This window comes from Advenella sp. FME57 (genome assembly GCF_014897675.1).
Classification (GTDB): Bacteria; Pseudomonadota; Gammaproteobacteria; order Burkholderiales; family Burkholderiaceae_B; genus Advenella.
In genome coordinates, this window is record NZ_JABUXU010000004.1 from 261,917 (window position 1) to 279,687 (window position 17,771).

At 53.5% G+C, this 17,771-nt stretch carries 16 protein-coding genes and 1 pseudogene; 7 read left to right on the forward strand and 10 right to left on the reverse strand.

Translation table 11 applies throughout. From position 1 onward, the window contains the following. The 3 genes from INT32_RS07145 to INT32_RS07155 form a co-directional block, all read right to left on the reverse strand. The gene (locus INT32_RS07145) at positions 1 to 1,407 is read right to left on the reverse strand and encodes an aldehyde dehydrogenase family protein (RefSeq protein WP_193088031.1); all 1,407 of its coding nucleotides are present in this window, start codon (positions 1,405 to 1,407) and stop codon (positions 1 to 3) included. A 130-nt stretch (positions 1,408 to 1,537) separates the two neighbouring features. After that, entirely contained in the window at positions 1,538 to 2,419 is an 882-nt protein-coding gene (locus INT32_RS07150) for a LysR family transcriptional regulator (protein WP_193088032.1), read from the reverse strand. Positions 2,420 to 2,637: 218 nt separating this feature from the next. Next, on the reverse strand, positions 2,638 to 3,588 hold the full coding sequence (locus INT32_RS07155) for a LysR family transcriptional regulator (RefSeq protein WP_193088033.1): 951 nt from the start codon (positions 3,586 to 3,588) through the stop codon (positions 2,638 to 2,640). 141 nt (positions 3,589 to 3,729) lie between these two features. Between INT32_RS07155 and INT32_RS07160 the strand changes: the two genes are divergently transcribed. From INT32_RS07160 to INT32_RS07170, 3 genes are read left to right on the forward strand one after another with little or no spacing between them, the layout of a single operon-like run. Beyond that, positions 3,730 to 4,890, forward strand: a complete 1,161-nt coding sequence (locus tag INT32_RS07160) for a mandelate racemase/muconate lactonizing enzyme family protein (protein ID WP_193088034.1) — start codon at positions 3,730 to 3,732, stop codon at positions 4,888 to 4,890. 45 nt (positions 4,891 to 4,935) lie between these two features. Next, complete coding sequence (locus INT32_RS07165) at positions 4,936 to 5,889, forward strand: tripartite tricarboxylate transporter substrate binding protein (protein WP_193088035.1); 954 nt, start codon at positions 4,936 to 4,938, stop codon at positions 5,887 to 5,889. A 20-nt stretch (positions 5,890 to 5,909) separates the two neighbouring features. After that, on the forward strand, positions 5,910 to 6,935 hold the full coding sequence (locus INT32_RS07170) for a 2-hydroxyacid dehydrogenase (RefSeq protein ID WP_193088036.1): 1,026 nt from the start codon (positions 5,910 to 5,912) through the stop codon (positions 6,933 to 6,935). A gap of 191 nt (positions 6,936 to 7,126) precedes the next feature. Here the strand turns inward: INT32_RS07170 and INT32_RS07175 are convergent, their stop codons facing one another. Further along, entirely contained in the window at positions 7,127 to 8,173 is a 1,047-nt protein-coding gene (locus tag INT32_RS07175; RefSeq protein WP_193088037.1) for an MBL fold metallo-hydrolase, read from the reverse strand. Positions 8,174 to 8,467: 294 nt separating this feature from the next. Here INT32_RS07175 and INT32_RS07180 point away from each other — a divergent pair, with 294 nt between their 5' ends. Beyond that, a complete protein-coding gene (locus tag INT32_RS07180; RefSeq protein WP_193088038.1) occupies positions 8,468 to 9,922 on the forward strand; it encodes a YdgA family protein in 1,455 nt (484 codons plus the stop codon). A gap of 109 nt (positions 9,923 to 10,031) precedes the next feature. On the opposite strand, the gene INT32_RS07185 is transcribed toward INT32_RS07180, so the two are convergent. Then, positions 10,032 to 10,436, reverse strand: coding sequence for a RidA family protein (locus INT32_RS07185; RefSeq protein WP_193088039.1), 405 nt, complete (start codon positions 10,434 to 10,436; stop codon positions 10,032 to 10,034). 140 nt (positions 10,437 to 10,576) lie between these two features. Here INT32_RS07185 and INT32_RS07190 point away from each other — a divergent pair, with 140 nt between their 5' ends. Then, positions 10,577 to 11,503, forward strand: coding sequence for a LysR family transcriptional regulator (locus INT32_RS07190; RefSeq protein WP_193088040.1), 927 nt, complete (start codon positions 10,577 to 10,579; stop codon positions 11,501 to 11,503). Between the two features lie 197 nt (positions 11,504 to 11,700). Next, on the forward strand, positions 11,701 to 12,924 hold the full coding sequence (gene arsK, locus INT32_RS07195; RefSeq protein WP_193088041.1) for an arsenite efflux MFS transporter ArsK: 1,224 nt from the start codon (positions 11,701 to 11,703) through the stop codon (positions 12,922 to 12,924). A gap of 22 nt (positions 12,925 to 12,946) precedes the next feature. Here the strand turns inward: arsK and INT32_RS07200 are convergent, their stop codons facing one another. The 4 genes from INT32_RS07200 to INT32_RS07215 all read right to left on the reverse strand — a co-directional run bounded on the left by INT32_RS07200 (position 12,947) and on the right by INT32_RS07215 (position 16,109). Continuing rightward, entirely contained in the window at positions 12,947 to 13,132 is a 186-nt protein-coding gene (locus tag INT32_RS07200) for a hypothetical protein (protein ID WP_193088042.1), read from the reverse strand. Between the two features lie 71 nt (positions 13,133 to 13,203). Further along, positions 13,204 to 14,628 (reverse strand): HAMP domain-containing sensor histidine kinase, encoded by a 1,425-nt coding sequence (locus INT32_RS07205; protein WP_193088043.1) that lies wholly within the window; start codon positions 14,626 to 14,628, stop codon positions 13,204 to 13,206. Then, on the reverse strand, positions 14,615 to 15,310 hold the full coding sequence (locus INT32_RS07210; protein WP_193088044.1) for a response regulator transcription factor: 696 nt from the start codon (positions 15,308 to 15,310) through the stop codon (positions 14,615 to 14,617). The genes INT32_RS07205 and INT32_RS07210 overlap by 14 nt, the downstream gene beginning before the upstream one ends. Positions 15,311 to 15,317: 7 nt before the next feature. After that, positions 15,318 to 16,109, reverse strand: coding sequence for a MipA/OmpV family protein (locus INT32_RS07215; RefSeq protein ID WP_226816642.1), 792 nt, complete (start codon positions 16,107 to 16,109; stop codon positions 15,318 to 15,320). 393 nt (positions 16,110 to 16,502) lie between these two features. Here INT32_RS07215 and INT32_RS07220 point away from each other — a divergent pair, with 393 nt between their 5' ends. Continuing rightward, on the forward strand, positions 16,503 to 17,462 hold the full coding sequence (locus INT32_RS07220; RefSeq protein ID WP_193088045.1) for a 3-hydroxyacyl-CoA dehydrogenase family protein: 960 nt from the start codon (positions 16,503 to 16,505) through the stop codon (positions 17,460 to 17,462). Positions 17,463 to 17,673: 211 nt separating this feature from the next. Here the strand turns inward: INT32_RS07220 and INT32_RS07225 are convergent. After that, positions 17,674 to 17,771: pseudogene (locus INT32_RS07225) on the reverse strand ((S)-ureidoglycine aminohydrolase); the annotation flags it as partial.

Genomic DNA, 17,771 nt, shown 5'->3' on the forward strand with positions numbered 1-17,771 from the left:
TCACTGGCCGACGACAATGGACTTAGTGTTGGCGTACTCAGACAGCACTTCAATTCCATTTTCTAGTCCGAGTCCGGACTGTTTGTGACCGGAAAAGGGGATCTGCGGCTTGATCACGTGGATGGTGTTTATCCAGGTCGTACCGCTCTGCAATCGCTTCGCAATGCCTTGAGCCAGGGTGGTGTCCTGAGCCCAGACAGAGGAGGCCAGGCCATATGCCGAATCATTGGCCCGCCTGATTACCTCTTCGACATCGTTGAAGAACAGGATGGGAAGTACAGGCCCGAATGCCTCAGTGACCACGGTCTCGTCCTCGTCTGCTGGGTTGATCACCAGCGTGACGGGCACAAAGTAGCCGGCACTCGGGACGGTCTCGGTCAGCGTTATCATTTCCAATCCCCGCTCCTTTGCGGCGTTGATCATGGCGCTCACCTTGAAAAATTGAGATTCATTCTGGATAGGCCCGATGCCGACAGCGGGATCCAGCCCGTCGCCGACAATGACATTGCGGCCGTATTCGATAAAACGTTTCAGAAACTGGTCCTTGATTTTTTCGTGCACATACAGGCGCTTTATGGCCACGCAAAATTGCGCGTTGTTGGCAAAAGCACCCCAGAATATGCCGGGTATATGTTTTTCCAGATCAGCGTCATCCATGACGATGGCCGGGTCATTGCCACCCAGCTCAAGTGTGATACGCTTGATCGACTGGGCTGCTGTGGCCATGATCGCTTTACCGGTTTGTGTTGAGCCGGTAAACGCAATTTTGTTAATGAGAGGGTGCGCCGTCAGCGCCCGGGCAAGCTTGTCACCGCCCGTAATAATGTTAATTACGCCTGCGGGTACGAGATCTTTTATGATTTCTCCCAGGCGCAGCGAAGTCAATGGCGTGAAGGGCGAAGGTTTCCAAATGACGGTGTTGCCCATGAGAATGGCCGGGGCGACCTTCCAGATTGCAAGGGACATGGGAAAATTCCAGGGCACGATGGCAGCCACTACGCCAAGCGGCACTTTACTGGCGAACGCATGGTCATCGATTCGGCGTTCCATCAGCCCGACCAGCTCCGGTATTTTGGAGAAGTAGGAGAGCCAGTCTGCACAACGCTGAATCTCTCCCTGTGCATTGGCCAGGGGCTTTCCCTGTTCGGTGGTGAGCAAGGTCGACAGTTCTGTTTTATTGTCCAAAATAGCTTTGGACAGTCGGCTTAGCAAAGTCTGTCGGTGTTTCAGGGCTGTTTCGCTCCACGTCGCAAAGGCGGTTGTCGCAGCGACCACAGCTTGTTCAAGCTGAGTCTGAGACAGATCAGGAACATGGGCAATGGTGTTCCTGTTTGCCGGATTGATAACCTGTATGGTTGCGTCAGCGGTTTCAAGCCTGCCGCCGATCAAATTTCTATACTGAGTCATGTACTAACCCTATCGCTTGTTTGCCGGAGAAACCCGGAATGTAAAACGATGATAGGGCAGACTAAGATTGCTGCATAATATTAAATTTTTCTGCACCCATATATTAAATATATGGTGCAGGTTTTACCGGCTACCTGAACGAGAACAACTCATCCAACAGAGTCGAATTATGGTCCTTTTTCTTTGCCATATAGATTTCCGTATTGAACTGGTGTGAGAAGTAATCAAGATTGATAAACTCAACAGCGCCTTTTATGCCGGGAACGGTGGTCTTGGGCACCAGCGCGACCCCTAGTCCGCAGCCGACCATGACCGCCACAGTTTGTATCTGGATCGCTTCCTGCGCGACAGCTGGCTCAAACTGGTTGTCCTTGCAAAACATTAATGCGGAGTTTCGTAAAGGACTATTGGTGGAGTACATGATGAAATTTTCGGTGCTTAGCACCGTTGGTGTAACTTGCAGGCAATCGAGAAGGCGGTGATTATTCGCCACCATTAACACGAACTCGTCGCGAGCCAGTTTGATTATTTCTATCTCGGCCGGCAAATCCAACGGACCGCGCAACAGCCCTACATCAATCTGGGCATCAAGAAGCATCCTGATGATGTCATTGGACGTACTCTCCATCAGATTGAGCTTGATGTTAGGATACTTCTTCAGCAGGATAGGGAGCTTCTGAGGGAGGACGGTGTGAGCAGTCGATGACACGAACCCGATATCCAGCGTTCCTATATTGCCATTGCTTATAGATCGGGCGCTCCATACCGCTCTTTCAACATGGTTAAGGCAGATCTTGCAGTGTTTGACGAAATCCTTACCGGCTGCCGTGATTTCAAATGAATTGGCTTTTCGGTCAATAAGCGGGACACCCACCGCATCTTCCAGCTTTTTGATAGCAATCGACAACGCCGGTTGCGCAATATGGAGTTTTTCTGCTGCTTTGGTAAAGCTATTTTGCTCGACAATCGTGAGAAACTGCTGCATTTTTCGCAAGTCCACATTAGGTACCATTTCCATATCCTTGAAGAATAATTCTGTATTGTGGCTGGGACGGCTGTGTCATGACCGAATGTCCCCGTTTTCGCTGGCAAGAAGTTACGGCCAAATGGCGCTTCTATTCAAAATGCCCAAAAGCTTATTGGCTGGCTATGCAAGACAATAAATTCTTTTATGGGATATCGATTAGCGTTGTATTTTCTTCGTTATTTTGATGCATGTCGAATGACAGCTCACTCCATCTGCGTCAGCGCGTCTTGCGCGGCGGCATGGACGAGCGTGCGAAATGGCTCACACACTGCATCGTCCATAATTGCCTGGTTAAAAACCAGCATGACAGTGCTAGCAGGCAATGTTGGGTAGACGTCAATGATTTTTACCAAATTCAGGCTTTCATAATGCCGCGCAATTGACTCTGGGACAATTGAAATAAAGGATGTTTTGGCGACCAAGGCAAGGTTGGATTCAAAAGTCCTCGTTTCAATGACAGATTTGATTGGGGGTAATGCGTTTTCGTGCCAGAAACGGTCTAGGACCGCGCGTGAAGTGGTTCCGGGCGAAGGCAAAACCCATTCTCTTTTCGTTAACTGTTCCAGCGTATAAGTATTGTCTGTGAAAGTGGAGTTTGTTGCGCTGCAGATGATCAATGGGCGCTCTTCGTAAAGGCGTTCGGTGACATAATCGGTTCCTATGCCGGCTGCGCCAGCGACGTGGCGCATGATGGCAAAATCCAGCTTCTCGCTTTCCAGCGCTGCCAGCAATTGAGTAGAACTGTCTTCGACGACCATGAGTTTCCATGCAATCGGTGAATCGGATGCAGACTGATCGGCATACACCCGGTTCAGTAAATGTGGCATGACCGAATGCATTGCGCGTGGAATGCAGCCAAGTCTGATGGTAGAGCCAAGGGTATCCACGATATTGTCCAATCGGCCCAAGCTGCTTAGCAGGAATCGGGCTTGATTGATAATAGCTTTGCCTCGCACCGTAGGGATGCTGCCCCGGACAGATCGCTCAAAGATACGCGTGCCAAGCATAGACTCGGCTTCGGTCAACAGTCGGGATAAAGCGGGTTGCGATGTTCCCAGGCGCGAAGCAGCTCGATGGACAGACCCATGATCAGCAATCGATGTAATGGCCTCAATATGCCGTCGTTGTAATTGTTTGCGCCGGGAGAAAGTCATCGAAATTCCAATCAAGTGAGTGATGTGATTATTAGCATCACATTATCAAATATTTATATCATTTACAGCATAATTGATTTCCGATAAATTGGGACCAATCGCTCGCGGCAGTGCGAACGTCAATTTATAAGGGAATCTTTTGTGAAGATTAAAAAAGTTGAATGTCTGGCGGTGCACCCCGGTTGGCGAAAGAACTTGATTTTTGTCCGCATCGAAACGGATGATGGTGTTGTCGGCTGGGGCGAAGCATATAGTCAGTATGATCGCGACCGCGCGATCGCGGCCCAGATCGAGGCCCTGGGTCAATATCTTGTGGGCCGTGAGGCGCGAAATATACGTCACTTTATGCAAATTGCTTTTGATGATTATGCGCAGCGCAGATCTTCATTAGAGTACTGGTGTGCCCTGTCTGGCATTGAACAGGCGTTATGGGATATTGCTGGAAAAGCGGTGGATCAGCCCGTCTACAACTTGCTTGGTGGCGCGTGCCGCGACAAAATTCGCGTATACGCCAATGGCTGGAGCTACAAAATGCAAAAGCCCGCCGATTTTGCTCGAGCTGCCGAGCAGGTGGTGCGTAGCGGGTTTACGGCGATCAAGTTCGATCCGCTTCCAAGGCCCTGGCGAACCTATATTCCGAAGGAGCACATTCGCCATTCCGTGGAAGTCGTGCGAGCGATACGCAATGCAGTGGGCGACGATGTCGATTTATTGCTTGATATCCACCGGCGGCTGGCTCCAGCGCGTGCGATTACCCTGGCCAATGCCCTGGCTGAATTCGAACCTTACTGGTTTGAAGAGCCCTGTCAGGTAGAGAATCTGGAAGCGTTGGCCGAAGTTCGGGCCGCCAGCCCGATACCGGTTGTGAGCGGAGAGGCCATGTATGGAAGAGCAGATTTTCGGCGTCTGTTTCGCGAGCGTGCCGTCGATATCATCAACCCGGATATCTCAAATTGTGGCGGCATCCTGGAAATGCTATTTATTGCAGCCGCCGCCGAATCGGAAATGGTGGCAGTTTCACCGCATAACTACAACTCGACCACATTGTCTTTATCAGCCACCGTGCATGCAGCCGCCTGCATGCCGAATTTCACTATAACAGAGTACTTTTTGCCTTATGAAGAGTTCGGGTCGGTGGTGACCAGGAACCCGCTGGTGCCAGTTAATGGCTATATCGACCTGCCCAAAGGACCCGGCTTAGGGCTGGACGTGATCGAAGAAGTAGTGCGTTCACGCCCAGCCCAAAGCTATCCCGCTCGTACGTTCCGTATGAGCGAATATGACCAACCACTACCACTTTGATACTCTGCCAGGCAGACCAAGAGCAGGTGATAAGGAGACAAAAAAATGAAAAAAATGATTGCTGGAATGATATTGTGTGTTACGGCCCTATTTGCATGGAGCCCACTAAGTCTGGCCGCTTACCCAGATAAGCCAATACGGTTCATTTGCACGTCGGCAGCCGGCTCTCCGCTGGATTTGATGATGCGAACGCTTGCCCAATACCTGGGCGAGGAACTAAAACAGACGATTGTTGTAGAGAATAGGCCTGGCGGGACCGGAGCGGTAGGTATGGCAAATGCAATGAATTCTCCGGCTGATGGCTATACCGTTGTCTCGGCAACCGGATCCACTTCGTTTCTAATTGCAGATGGGAAGTCGGCGTACACATTGGACGATTTCATTTTCATCCGTGGTTTGCAAGCCGAGCCGTCGGCCATTGCAGTACGCAAAGACAGCCCTTTCCAATCACTGCCCCAACTGGTGGATGCGCTGAAGACAAAGCCCAACCAGGTGAGTGTCGGAGGTTATGCAACTGCGGGTTTTCATCAGTTTTCTTATTACCGTTTACAACAGGCCGCAGGATTCAAGGGCGTCTGGGTCCCATTCCAGGGAGGAAACCAGGCGGTTCTTGCCTTGATTGGCGACCACATCCAGGCGGCGGCAATCACGCCGAGTTCCGCGTTACCGCAGCTAAAGAGCGGAGAGCTTCGTTTGCTTGCGATCAGTACACCGACGCGGGACGCATACTTCCCTGACGTGGCAACATTCAAGGAGCAGGGTTACGATGTGGTCGAAACGTTATGGAGAGGCGTCATGGTAAAAAAAGGGACGCCGCCCGAGGTAATCAAAGTATTGTCGGAAGGCATGGACCGGGTGGAAGCCAACCCGCAATGGAAAAGATTCATGACCGAAAACGTACAGACTGCACAGAACATGACAGTTGAACAGATGCAGAAGCATGTACGGGATGAGGTTTCCGTACGACGGGCATTTCTTCGAGACCTCAGGGGCCAGTGAAACGGGATACTTGAATTAAAATGACGATGAAATCGCGAACTACGAGCCACACCGTTGCGTGTCTGGATGTGTATGATGGTGCAGTCAGGGAAGTGATACTTCGTTGCGCGCCGGAAGGCTGGAATATCAAGCTGGCGGACTCTTACGAAGAGACGCATCAGAAGAGCCTGATTGCGAATGCCCAGATGATATTGACCGGATGGGCTTCGGTGCCTGCATGGATGTTTGATGGGCCAAATTTGCAATTCGTACAGAAATTCGGTGCAGGCTACGACAAAATAGATCTTAATGCGGCTCGGGCCAAAGGCATTAGCGTGGCTATTGCAAATGGAATGAATGCCGATCCCGTGTCTGAGTTGGTAGTTTTGTTGGTCCTGGGTCTGTATAGGAAAATCAGGTACCTGGATGAGACCATTCGGGCAGGTCTGTGGGTGAAGTCCGAAATGCGAGCCAAAGCGCATTCGTTGCGAGATAAAAAGTTTGGCATTCTTGGGTTAGGTGCGATTGGCAAGGCAGTGTCCAAACGCGTACAGGCGTTTGGCGCCAAGGTCATTTATCATAACCCGACTCCCCTTGGTGTCGAAGAGGAAGCGAAATTGAATGTGCGATACTGCACCTTTGATGAATTGATTGCAACAGCGGATATTCTATCGTTGCATTTGCCATTAACGCCTGACACAAGTGGGATCATTGATACCGTTCAATTATCAAGAATGAAACCAAGTGTGATACTTATTAATACGGCTCGTGGCGGCCTTGTCGTAGAGAGCGATTTGGTTCAAGCACTAAAACGTGGCCATTTGCTGGGGGTCGGGTTAGATGTGTTCCAGAATGAACCGCTTTCCAAAGACCATGCCTTGTTCGGATTTGATAACGTCATGTTGACCCCTCATATTGGTGGAGCCGTTTTCGATAACGTACAAAATATGGCGCTGCATTGTTTCAATAATATGAAGCGTTTCGCGGCGGGGCAGCCGTTGCCTTCTGGTGACGTTGTTGTGAATGGTAACCGGGGCTCACCTGGAGTGGAAATAACACAGCTGTGAATTTCTAACGGTAAATCCTGCTTGAGCGGGATGGGGTAACGACTGAAATGCGGGCAAAGAACAACGCGTGAAACGTTTTTTGTGATTTAACGGATCAGCATCGGTAGCACAGGGCCCGGAGCAACCGAAAGTATCGACCCTGCCTGGGCACACGATGAGGTAAGAATGCCGTCATCGCGTGCTCGAGCCTCTTACACGCTCCACGCTGCCTTGGTCGCCAGCGCGCACTCATGCATCACCGTTAACGCACGTTGTGTCGTATCAACGCCCATCACGAACGGATTGGGCTCGCCCTTTTTCATCTGTGCCAGTTTGATGTCGGCCAGATCCATGCCGCTGTGATTGGACAGGAATACGTCAATGTTCTGCTTGCCTGCCATATCACGCACCCGGGCTGTCGCGTCAATATAAGCCTGTAGCCGTTCCATGCGGTTAGGCTGCTTGCCGAAATTGAACGATGTGCCGCCCCATAGGAAGGCACGGTGGCTTTTGCTGCCGCTTTTGACGTCAAACGCCACCGAGATGGTGCCCATGGTATGGCCCGGTGTCATCACGATGTCGACCGTGGTGTCGCCCAGTGTCAGCTTGGCGCCGTCTTCAACAACCATATCACGTTTGGGCGGGCGTCCCCAACTGGGCACTTCGAACTCCAGTTTGGTTTCCATCATGGTCCAGTCGGCCTCGCTGGCAATGATTTTCGGATGAAAATGCTCCACCAGATAATTGGCGCCGCCGTAGTGATCACCATGGCCGTGCGTGATGACGACCATCTTGATCTGCGTCGGATCCAGGCCCAGCTTGCGCATGCCGGCGACGATCACGTGTTCGGCATCATCAGCGTTGTTCATTGCATCGATCAGGATGATGCCGTCGGATGTGGTAATGGCCCAGGCGCTGACCCATTTGCCGCCGACGAAATACAGATTATCGAAAGCCTGGCCTGGCGGCGGCGCAGGTTGCGCCATGAGCTCTTCGATCGACGGACGTTTTTTGGCGCTGGCTGGCAAGGCTACGTCACCCAGCTTCAGTAACTGTTTGAGATCGCTGCCGGCGGCGGTGCGCGCTGCAGCCAGATGGCGCTGCACATCAGGCGACTGGGCTGCAGCAGGTGAAATGTTTAACGCGTAGGTTGCGCAGCAGGCGCAGCCGGCTGCCAGAAAGTACCGTCTGCCAGATGACGCAACCTCGTTATCGGTGGCGTTGTCATTGTTGTTGATCCATGATCTGAATAGCCGCATTAGTGTCTCCTGTTGTTTTGATCAAGCTCGCGTGCTGCACGCCGCAGGCCTGCGGTGCCAGTCAATTATAGTCAGATCACGGCCTGTCATGAGGCCGTGTCCAATTTTGTTAATGTCTTACTGAATAAATCGGTGGTGATCACGGGAGTTACAACCATAAACTGGTCGCAGTTTTCTGTTGAGTAAAATAACGTCAAGGTAACCATCGGGCAAGCGACTGGGACGGATTTGGCAGCTATAATTGTGCCGACATTTCCAACCATTCGCAGTTCACGATCTATAGGGATTAATTCGATGAGTAAAGCCGCAATCGTAGCCGGTGTTGTCATTGCTGCCGGCGCAGTCTGGACTGGATCAAGCTGGTATCTGGGTACGCAGATCCAGGAGCGGCTTGACGACTATCTGGTTAAAACCAACGACTATCTGAAAAAAGAAGGCGAAGGACGAATCAGTGTAGAAGCGGTCAGTTATGACAAGGGCGTTTTCTCGTCTGACGCGGTATATACAGTCAATATGACCTTTCCGGAAATGTCAGCCCTGCCACAGGAAGTTCTGCTCAACAGCCACATTGAACATGGGCCGATATCGCTCAGTGCCTTGTTGCGGGGCGAATTTGTCACCGGATACGCAACCGCCTCCACAACGCTGGTCAACGACGAAAAGACCAAGCCACTGTATGACGCAGCAGGCGGCAAAGAGCCCTACGCGCAAAGCGATCGCATTGATTTTTCCGGAAATGTGCATTCCATCGCCAAGTTAGAGGCACTGGATGCGACATTTGGAAAGACTGTTGTGAAATCCCAGCCGGTTACGGCAACAACGTTCGTAAACAAGGACTTTACCAAGGTTGACATGACGTTCGATATGCCAGGGGCAACCCAGCTTAACTACGCCGACGTCGATTTTTCTCTGGAAAACGTGACGGGCCAGGGCAGTTCCAGCAAAACTGCTTCAGGACTGTTCGTTGGACCGGCAGTGTTGAATATTGGCAGGCTTGAAATCAAGCGAAAGAACGATAAAACGCTGTCAATAGCCGATTTCAAGGTCGATGTGAAAACGGAAGAAGTGGATGATTTCCTGAACCTGAACGTCGGCTACGATCTTGGCAACATACTGGTAAACGATGTCGATTTTGGTGCCATCAAGTTAAACGTAGCCTTCGATCATCTTGACCGCCAGGCCGTGGAAAAATTCAGGCAACAGGCTGGCTCGCTCAATCTTACGCCAGAGAACATTGAGCAGCAGGGCGAGCAAATTGAACAGTATTATGCAGAACTGTTCACCACCCTGATACGCCAGAAGCTGCAAGTACGTGTTTCTCCTTTCTCATGGAAGACAGTAAACGGGGAAGGTTCACTGGAGGCTTCCGCCAATTTTGATGGAGCTGGCCAGCCTGAGGGACAGACCATGGAAGACAGCCAGTTTCTGGCCGAATCGCTGAAAAAAGTGCAATTTGCTCTGAAAGCCGACACCCATCTGATCCGTGATGTGGTCTCGGGCAGTGCACAGGTCAGCGGAGTAAAAGACAAGGAAGCGGCCGACAAGAAAGGGGATGATCTTGCCAGCATGGCTGGGCTCATGGCACAGATGTCGGGCCTTGGAAAACTCGAGAACGATGTGATCAGCAGCGATATCGCTTACGATTCGGCCATGAAACCAGAAGAACAAATCACGCTGAATGCCGAGAAAATGAGCCTGCAGGAACTGGCCGCTAAAGCGGGTTCTGCAGTCTCCGGCACTCCTCGCTGATTGCTTTTGGCGGGATATCCCGGCGCGATCGGTGGCTTTCCGGGGCCACCAGCCTCTGCTTTCGACCCAGGGATATAGCCGCTGGCCAAACGGTTCGCCGTCTATCGGGTTATTGATCGGCCGGTTGCGCCGGCTTTGCAATGACCTTGATCTCGAAGTCAAAGCCGTAGAGCCAGGTGACGCCAACGGCAGTCAGTGTCGGATAAGGGGCCTGGCCCCAATACTCCGGTACGACTTTCCAGATGGTTTCGAATTTCGATTGCGGATCGACCATGAAAACCGTCACGTCAATCACGTCTTCGAAACTGCTGCCCGCTGCCTTCAGGATACCGTTCAGGTTATCAAATGCGCGGCGCACCTGCGCCTCCAGATCCGGTTCAGGTGAACCATCTTCCCGACTGCCGACCTGACCCGAAACGAATAAAAAACCATTGGCCCGAATCGCTGGTGAATAGTGATTTCTGTCATACAGTGCCTGACGCCCAGGCGGAAAAACGACATCGCGTTTTGTCATAGCTTCTCTCCATTAATGAGTCCGGCAGACTCGACAACAACAATAAAGTGATTCTATGTTTTCCGGTTTGACGGATAAACAGGCAAATCTGTCCATCACTGTTTGTAAAATACAAACAATCCTATTACCTGGGAACATACATGGACCGATTCGATGCGATGTGGGCATTTGCCCGAGTGGTGGAAACCGGCAGTTTTACCAAGGCGGCAGAGACGCTGCACATGAGCCGAACCAGCGTCACGCAATTGGTGCAGCAGCTGGAGGCGCGGCTGCGTGTCCGTCTGCTTAACCGGACCACACGCAAGGTCAACGTGACCGCCGATGGCGCTGCCTACTACGAGCGCGTGATCAGGTTGCTGGCCGATATGGACGATGCTGAAACCAGCCTGTCCAGTGCTGCGGCATTGCCCCGGGGGCGGCTGCGAGTCGATGTCCCCAGTCCGTTTGCACGCATGGTGCTGGTGCCGGCGCTGCCGGCATTTCATGCCCGGTACCCTGATATACAGCTCGATATGGGCGTGAGCGACCGTGTGGTGGATCTGATTGATGACAATGTCGATTGTGTTGTCCGTGGAGGCGAACTCACCGATCTGTCCCTGATGGCCCGGCATATAGGCGACTTGCAACTTGGTATTTATGCCGCGCCGGAGTATCTGGCGCGGGTCGGCGTACCGCAGCATCCGCAGGAACTGAATACCCCGGACCATCACGTCGTGGCGTTCCTGTGGGCTCGCATTGGCAAGGCGCTGTCGCCCACCCTGCGCTATCGCGATGAACGCGTCACCATACAGGGTCGGTACATCCTTTCCGTTGATGATGGCAATGCCTACCTGGCAGCCGGCCTGGCCGGCCTGGGAGCACTTTGGCTGCCAGATTACATGTCCCGCGAGCATGTGGCAACGGGCCAGTTGATCCCCTTGTTGCAGGAATGGGAGCTGGATCCGATGCCCATGTATGTCGCTTATCCACCCAATCGGCATGTCAGTGCGAAGCTGCGCGTGTTTATTGACTGGGTTGCACAGCTCATGGCGGCACATGCGCCCGTCGCGCAGCGCAAGATGTCATAAGCCCTGGATCCTTCTGCAAAGCGTCAAGCCAGCATGTTGTTGGTTGCGCGCATCATGAATCGGACAAAGCACTGGTACGAGCAAAAATAGTGTTAAATTGCCAATCATCGCGTTGCCCACGTCGGGGGGCGCGCTGACCGGGCTGAATCAGATAGCCCAGCCGATACCGACGCGAACGGCAGCAAGGATTCATTCCCATGGCAATAAAACTGGCCCTCCCTGGACAAACAAGGGAATGGGATCGTCATCTGATGGCGGTTATTGCTTCGCTTGGCCTGACACAAATCATCGGCTATGGCACCCTGTACTATGCCTTCAGTATTCTCGCATCGGATATGGCTGCAGACCTGGGCTGGTCGGTTGAGTGGGTTTTTGGCGTCCTGTCTGCGGCGCTGCTCGCTGGCGGCTTGATGGCGCCCTGGATAGGCATATGGATAGACCGGTTCGGAGCAGGACGCGTCATGACGCTGGGCTCGGGATTGGCCGCCGTGGCGCTCATTGCGTGTGCAACGGCCACGAATCATATTGTATTTGTGATTGCTCTGATCGCAATTGAAATAACCGCAAATTTGGTGCAGTACGCGGCAGCATTCGCACTACTGGTGCAGAAGTATCCGCTGACGGCTCAGCGCAGCATAACTTACCTGACGTTGATCGGCGGTTTTGCCTCCACTATTTTCTGGCCCATCACAACGGCGTTGCATGCGCAGCTATCGTGGCAGAATGTTTATTATATTTTTGCGGCCATCAATCTGCTTGTCTGCCTGCCCATCCATGCCTGGCTGGCGCGTGGCGCCCGGCAAGGCAAGGCCAGAATAGAATCCGAAGTAAAAGTGTTGTCAGGCCGGCTGGTGGGCCCGGCCCGGCACACCGGCTTTGTGCTGATGGTGATCGCGTTCGCGCTGCAATCGCTGGTTGCATCGGCCATATTGGTGCACATGGTGCCGCTGCTGTCAGGCCTGGGACTGGGCGCAACGGCTGCCCTGGTGGGCACGCTCTTTGGTCCCGCTCAAGTGCTCAGCCGGCTCACCAATATGGTCTTTGGCGGCAATCTGTCGCCAGTGACGCTTGCCACCGTTGCCTCTGCGCTCATGTGTACTGCCATCGCCGTGCTTAACAGCAGTGCGCCCAGTGTCGCCGGCGCGATCACTTTTGCAATTTTATTCGGCCTGGGCAACGGCTTGTTCAGTATCGTTGCAGGTACCTTGCCACTGGTGCTTTTTGGCAGCCAGGGCTACGGCAGATTGCAGGGGAAAATCACGTCCGCACGCTTGACCGTTTCCGCCGTCGCGCCTTTCGCCCTGGCATTCGGGATGATCAATATTGGCATTCAGTGGGCGCTGGCAATCACCATGGCTTTGGGGGCGGGGGCGATTGTTGCGTACGTGCTGATCATGCGACTGGTGCCCAAAGTGCAATGATACGGTGCGTTGCGCTATGGTTTTACACAGTGCGTTCGCACAGGCCTTCTACCTGGGGTACATGGGACTCGGTGGCGCTTTGTGCGTTCTTTGGCAAGGACATCGGAGAATGCGTGCAACCAGGCAAGTCCGGCGCCTTCGTACTCCCCGGATGTCTGGCGACAGAAGGTGTATCCATGAGGGGAATCAGATCAAGATAAGTTTTCATCGTGTTGTACATACTGAAACGGTGCTATTTCTGCAACGATTGCGTTAAAAAAATGCGGCAATGGCAGCCTGCTACCTATATGAGGTTGCGTGTTCGCCAATACCGCTCAGATCAGATGAGGGTGTCAAGTGATATTGGTCGGGCGACGGCCGTCCGGAACCATCAAAAATAACCCGGAAAACCGCACCAGGATTGGCTGCATCGACCGATATGGTCCAGCCATGCGCCTGGGCAATCTGCTGGCAAATGGCCAGTCCCAGCCCTGATCGACCATCGCTGTCTGCACCTCGCCAAAACCGACGGAATACCATGGGTAAGTCATTTTGATCAATGCCAGGCCCGTAATCACGCACAGTAACCCCGTTTTCATCATGCAGAACCTGTACGTTGGTTCCGGGTGGTGCTTGCTGAATGGCGTTCTCCAGCAGATTGCGGATGAGAATGGTCAGTGCTGCACTGTCGGCTTTGATCAGCATCGGTTTTGCCAGCGCATTGGTATTGATCGCCACATCACGACTGTCGGCCAGCCGGTCAAGCTTGGCGATGGCGTCTGCTGCCACCATGGCCGGGTCTGTTTCGGCCATGATGTAATTATGGGGTTCGCTGCATTCGGCCAGTTGCAACAACTGCTGAATCTGGCGTGACATGGCGTCGATGTCGGAAAGTAGCTGTGCACGGTCGCTTGAGTCGCCCAGTTCGACCGTGCCACGCATCAGTGCCAGCGGCGTTTTGAGTTCGTGGGCAGTGGTGGCCAGAAATTCCTGCTGGACGCGATAGCCGTTGGCAAGTCTATCAAGGGCGCCATTAAACGCAGTGATCAGCGGCACCAGCTCACAGGGCAGACTCTCGGTCGCCAGTCTGGCTTGCAAATTTCCGGGATTGATACGCGATGCGGCCAGCGATACCTTTTGTACCGGTTTCATCAGGCGACAGATGGTGCATAGTACGATGGCACTGAAAATTAACAAGGCAACGAGGGTCATGATCAGCGTTGTTAGGCGCACGGTACCGCCGTCATTTTGAGTCAGTGCCTGCTGAAAGCGCTCGCTGCGGGCAACCTGCACATAATATTGGGGACCAGGCCTGGTGAGCGCGAATGTGGCTACATGGAGTAAATTGCTGTCCGGCGCCAGGTCAAATCTTTTTAACTGCGGGTTAAAAGGCTGTCCAGTGGGCGCAAACGCATGGGCGCCGTCGTCCGATGCAAGCAGCACTTTACCTTGCGCATCAACCACGCGATAGACGGCATCATCTTTCAGAACCTCGAAAACGCTGGATAAGCCTGGATTTACGTTGACTGCAATCGGTTTGTCTGCAGAGTCAAAGACCAGGCTATCAGTCAGTTGCCGTTCGTTTCCGGCAAAATCAGCTTCCAGCATCACTCGCGGGAAATAGGTAATGACTACGTGAGAAAGAATTGCGACAAATGCTGTTGTGATAATCAGTGCAATGGTGGTGGTAAAAAGCAGCTTTCCGGTCAGGCTATCGAGTTTCATCGTCAGTCTTTTGAAGGGCAAAGCCTTTGCCGCGCAGATTTACAATTTGCGTGAAGGACCCCGCCGCCAGAATTTTGCGGCGTAGACGATGTACCGCGACATCCAGTGCGTTGGGTGTGACGCCTTCTCCGAGGCCCCAGCCGGCCGCTTCGAGACGGCTTCGCTGGACCACCTGGCCCGCAGCCTGAACTAATGCCAGCAGGATCTGCAGTTCTGCCGGGGCCAGAGGCGTAGACACGTTCCCGTAGTTCATGCAGCCGCGCGCCGTGTGTACGGAAATACCGGCAAATGCCGGCTCGAGGCTTGCCAATATAAGTGGACGACGCATCAGTGCGCGCACCCGGGCGACCAGTTCCTCTAACGAAAAGGGTTTGGGAAGATAGTCGTCTGCACCCGACTCCAGTCCTTCAATGCGATCATGAATGGCATCCCTTGCCGTGACCATCAGGCAGGGCGTTGCATTGCCATCGGCACGCAGGCGCCTGACCAGGTTAAGGCCATCGCCATCCGGCACACTGCGATCAACCACGAATACGCCGTATAAGCCAGGTGCCATGGCTGGCCAGACGGAGTCCAGGCGTTCGAAAACGTCTGCCTCAATGCCGGCAGCCGCCAGGGCTTTGCACATGAGCACGGCCATGCGCGGATTGTCTTCCAGGATTGCAATACGGTTCGATGACATGTCTTTTTCAGAATCTATACAGGTAGCCCATTCGTAGAGATGGAGAGGTACTGCGCCGCACCAGCGGACTATCGGTTACACCGGAACCCCAACGCTTTACCCCAACGTCCAGGAATAGATTCTGATGTCTGGTGAGGGCGTAATCTATTCTGATACCCGCGTTGACATTGGTGCTGGATTTTCCTTCGTAACGAGCGCGCTCTGCATTGACTTCACTGTCTTTGACACCGAAGTAATAATCCACATCCTTGCTATCGGACCATTGAACACCGGCGTAAGGCGTGATATGAATTTGATTGGTCGCTTCGAACGAACGTTCCACCGCCAGTTTAATACGATTCCCCTTGCTCTTGCCCAGGGCGCGCATCCATTCGAGTGAAACATCGGCAACGCCGCTATGCCATGTGGTGCCCAGTCCCAGCCATAACCCCCCTTCGCGCTTGTCCATACCTGAAAGGAAGGAAGAGTCAGATGATTTATAACCATCGCCCAACGCGTATCTGGCCCGGATCGAAAAATCGACGGGGCCGGCAGAGGGTAGTTTGGCGTCGAAGGTCGTGCCAAAAAGCCGTACGTATCGATTCTGAAATCCCAGCAGGGGGATTGCGCTGGTATCATTTCCCACGCCGCGATACGGACTACGCTCTATGCCAACGCCGGCGCCCAGGCTCCATTGCGATTCGTTTTCCTGCGTATAGTCAGGGGTTCGCAGGCCTTGGGCCTGAACCGCTGCCGGGCCGACGCAGGCCAGCAAAGCGGCTGTCAGAATTCGTGTTGTGCGAGCGTTTCGCGGTTGCATATATTTCCCCTGATCAACTTGGAATGCAGATTGTCTGGCTATTTCTATTACCCGATCCTTACTGCGGGAAGGAAATTTGCAACAGGCCGGCAAAGTGCAAACGAGATCTGAGGAGTGTTTTCAGCGGTTTATTGGGTTCGCGACCCAGGACAGGCATGTACAAATTTCTGAACAGATTATTGAACCGCTGACAGGTAATCACATCGCCAGGTGCCTGATACTCGCTTTCCTTTCCTTTGTATCGCTATCGTCATATGTTGCCGCGCACTACTGCAGGTTTATAAATCGCCAACATTACATGACACGATGCAATGGCAAATCCAGCCTATCTTGATACGACGCGAGCTACCGATTATGATGCTTGTTTTGAGTTAACGTTAACAGGAAGATTTCATGACAAACGGCATTATGCTCGGCGCTCCATCGTCAACACCAGCGGTAGTGGTAGGAGGCGGCACCATGGGGGCAGATGTCGCTGTCGTGCTGCTGCGCGCACGCTGCCCGGTGCATCTTATCGAGACCCGTACCCAGGCTCATCAGCAGATCAGGAAACGCATTGCCGCCAATCTGGAGCAAATCAACTGCGCCGGCAATCTGGAACTGCTGACCATGGTGGCGACGCTGGAGGCAGTGGATTGGCAGAATGTTCAACTGGTCATCGAATGCATCCCGGAAAAACTCGATTACAAACGTGAACTTTTCAAGTCTTTGTCGGCCCTTGCGCGGCCGGATACGGTGCTGGCCAGCAATAGCTCAAGCTTTCCCATCAGCCAGATCGCTGAAGGCCTGCCGCAACGGGAGAGGATGATCGGGTTGCATTTTTTCATGCCGGCGCACATCGTGCCGCTGGTGGAGGTCGTACTGGGTCCCGATACGGATCAGCAGGTTGCCGACGGCCTTGCCACGCTGATGCGTCGTTGCGGGTCGGTGCCGATCATGGTTCGCAAGGACGTGCCTGGCTTTGTCGCCAATCGTCTTCAACATGCGTTGGGTCGCGAAGCGTTTTCGATGATACAGGAAGGCATCGTCACGCCGCAGGACATCGACAATGCGGTGCGGTTCGGTTTTGGCTTTCGCTACATCGCGGCTGGCCCGATCATGCAAAAAGAGCATGCAGGCCTGGATGTGCACGCTGCTGCGGCCGCTACGATCTATCCGACACTCTCCAATGTAAGCGAACCGCCCCCGGTGCTGGCCGACAAGCCCGGCCAGGGCCAGTTGGGCATGAAGTCGGGTCAGGGGTTTTACGACTGGACACCAGAGCAGATTGCCGTGGAGCGGGCCCGCTACGATAAGGCCCTGCGCACCGGGTTGAGCATTCTGGCTGCAGACCTGCCCGAGATCGAGCCTTAATCGATTAACGCATCTTCTGCCGCGAATGCGGCTGTTCAGACAAATGCGCCGGTATGAAGGCAGGGCGTCGCAGGGCATGCGGCAATGACAATCGTGATCGCGGATAGTCATTCTGAATGTGTACACCCGCAGACATTGCGCCCCCAGGTCGCTTCATACCCGAACCCGACAGGCACGTTGCCCAGGGCACGGCCCAGTAGCGCGTCGGCGCTTACCGCGGCGCGCCCAGTGTCAGGTTCATGTGCCGATTGACGTCCTTGTACAGCAGGTAGCGGAACTTGTCGGGCCCGCCAGCGTAGCAGGCCTGGG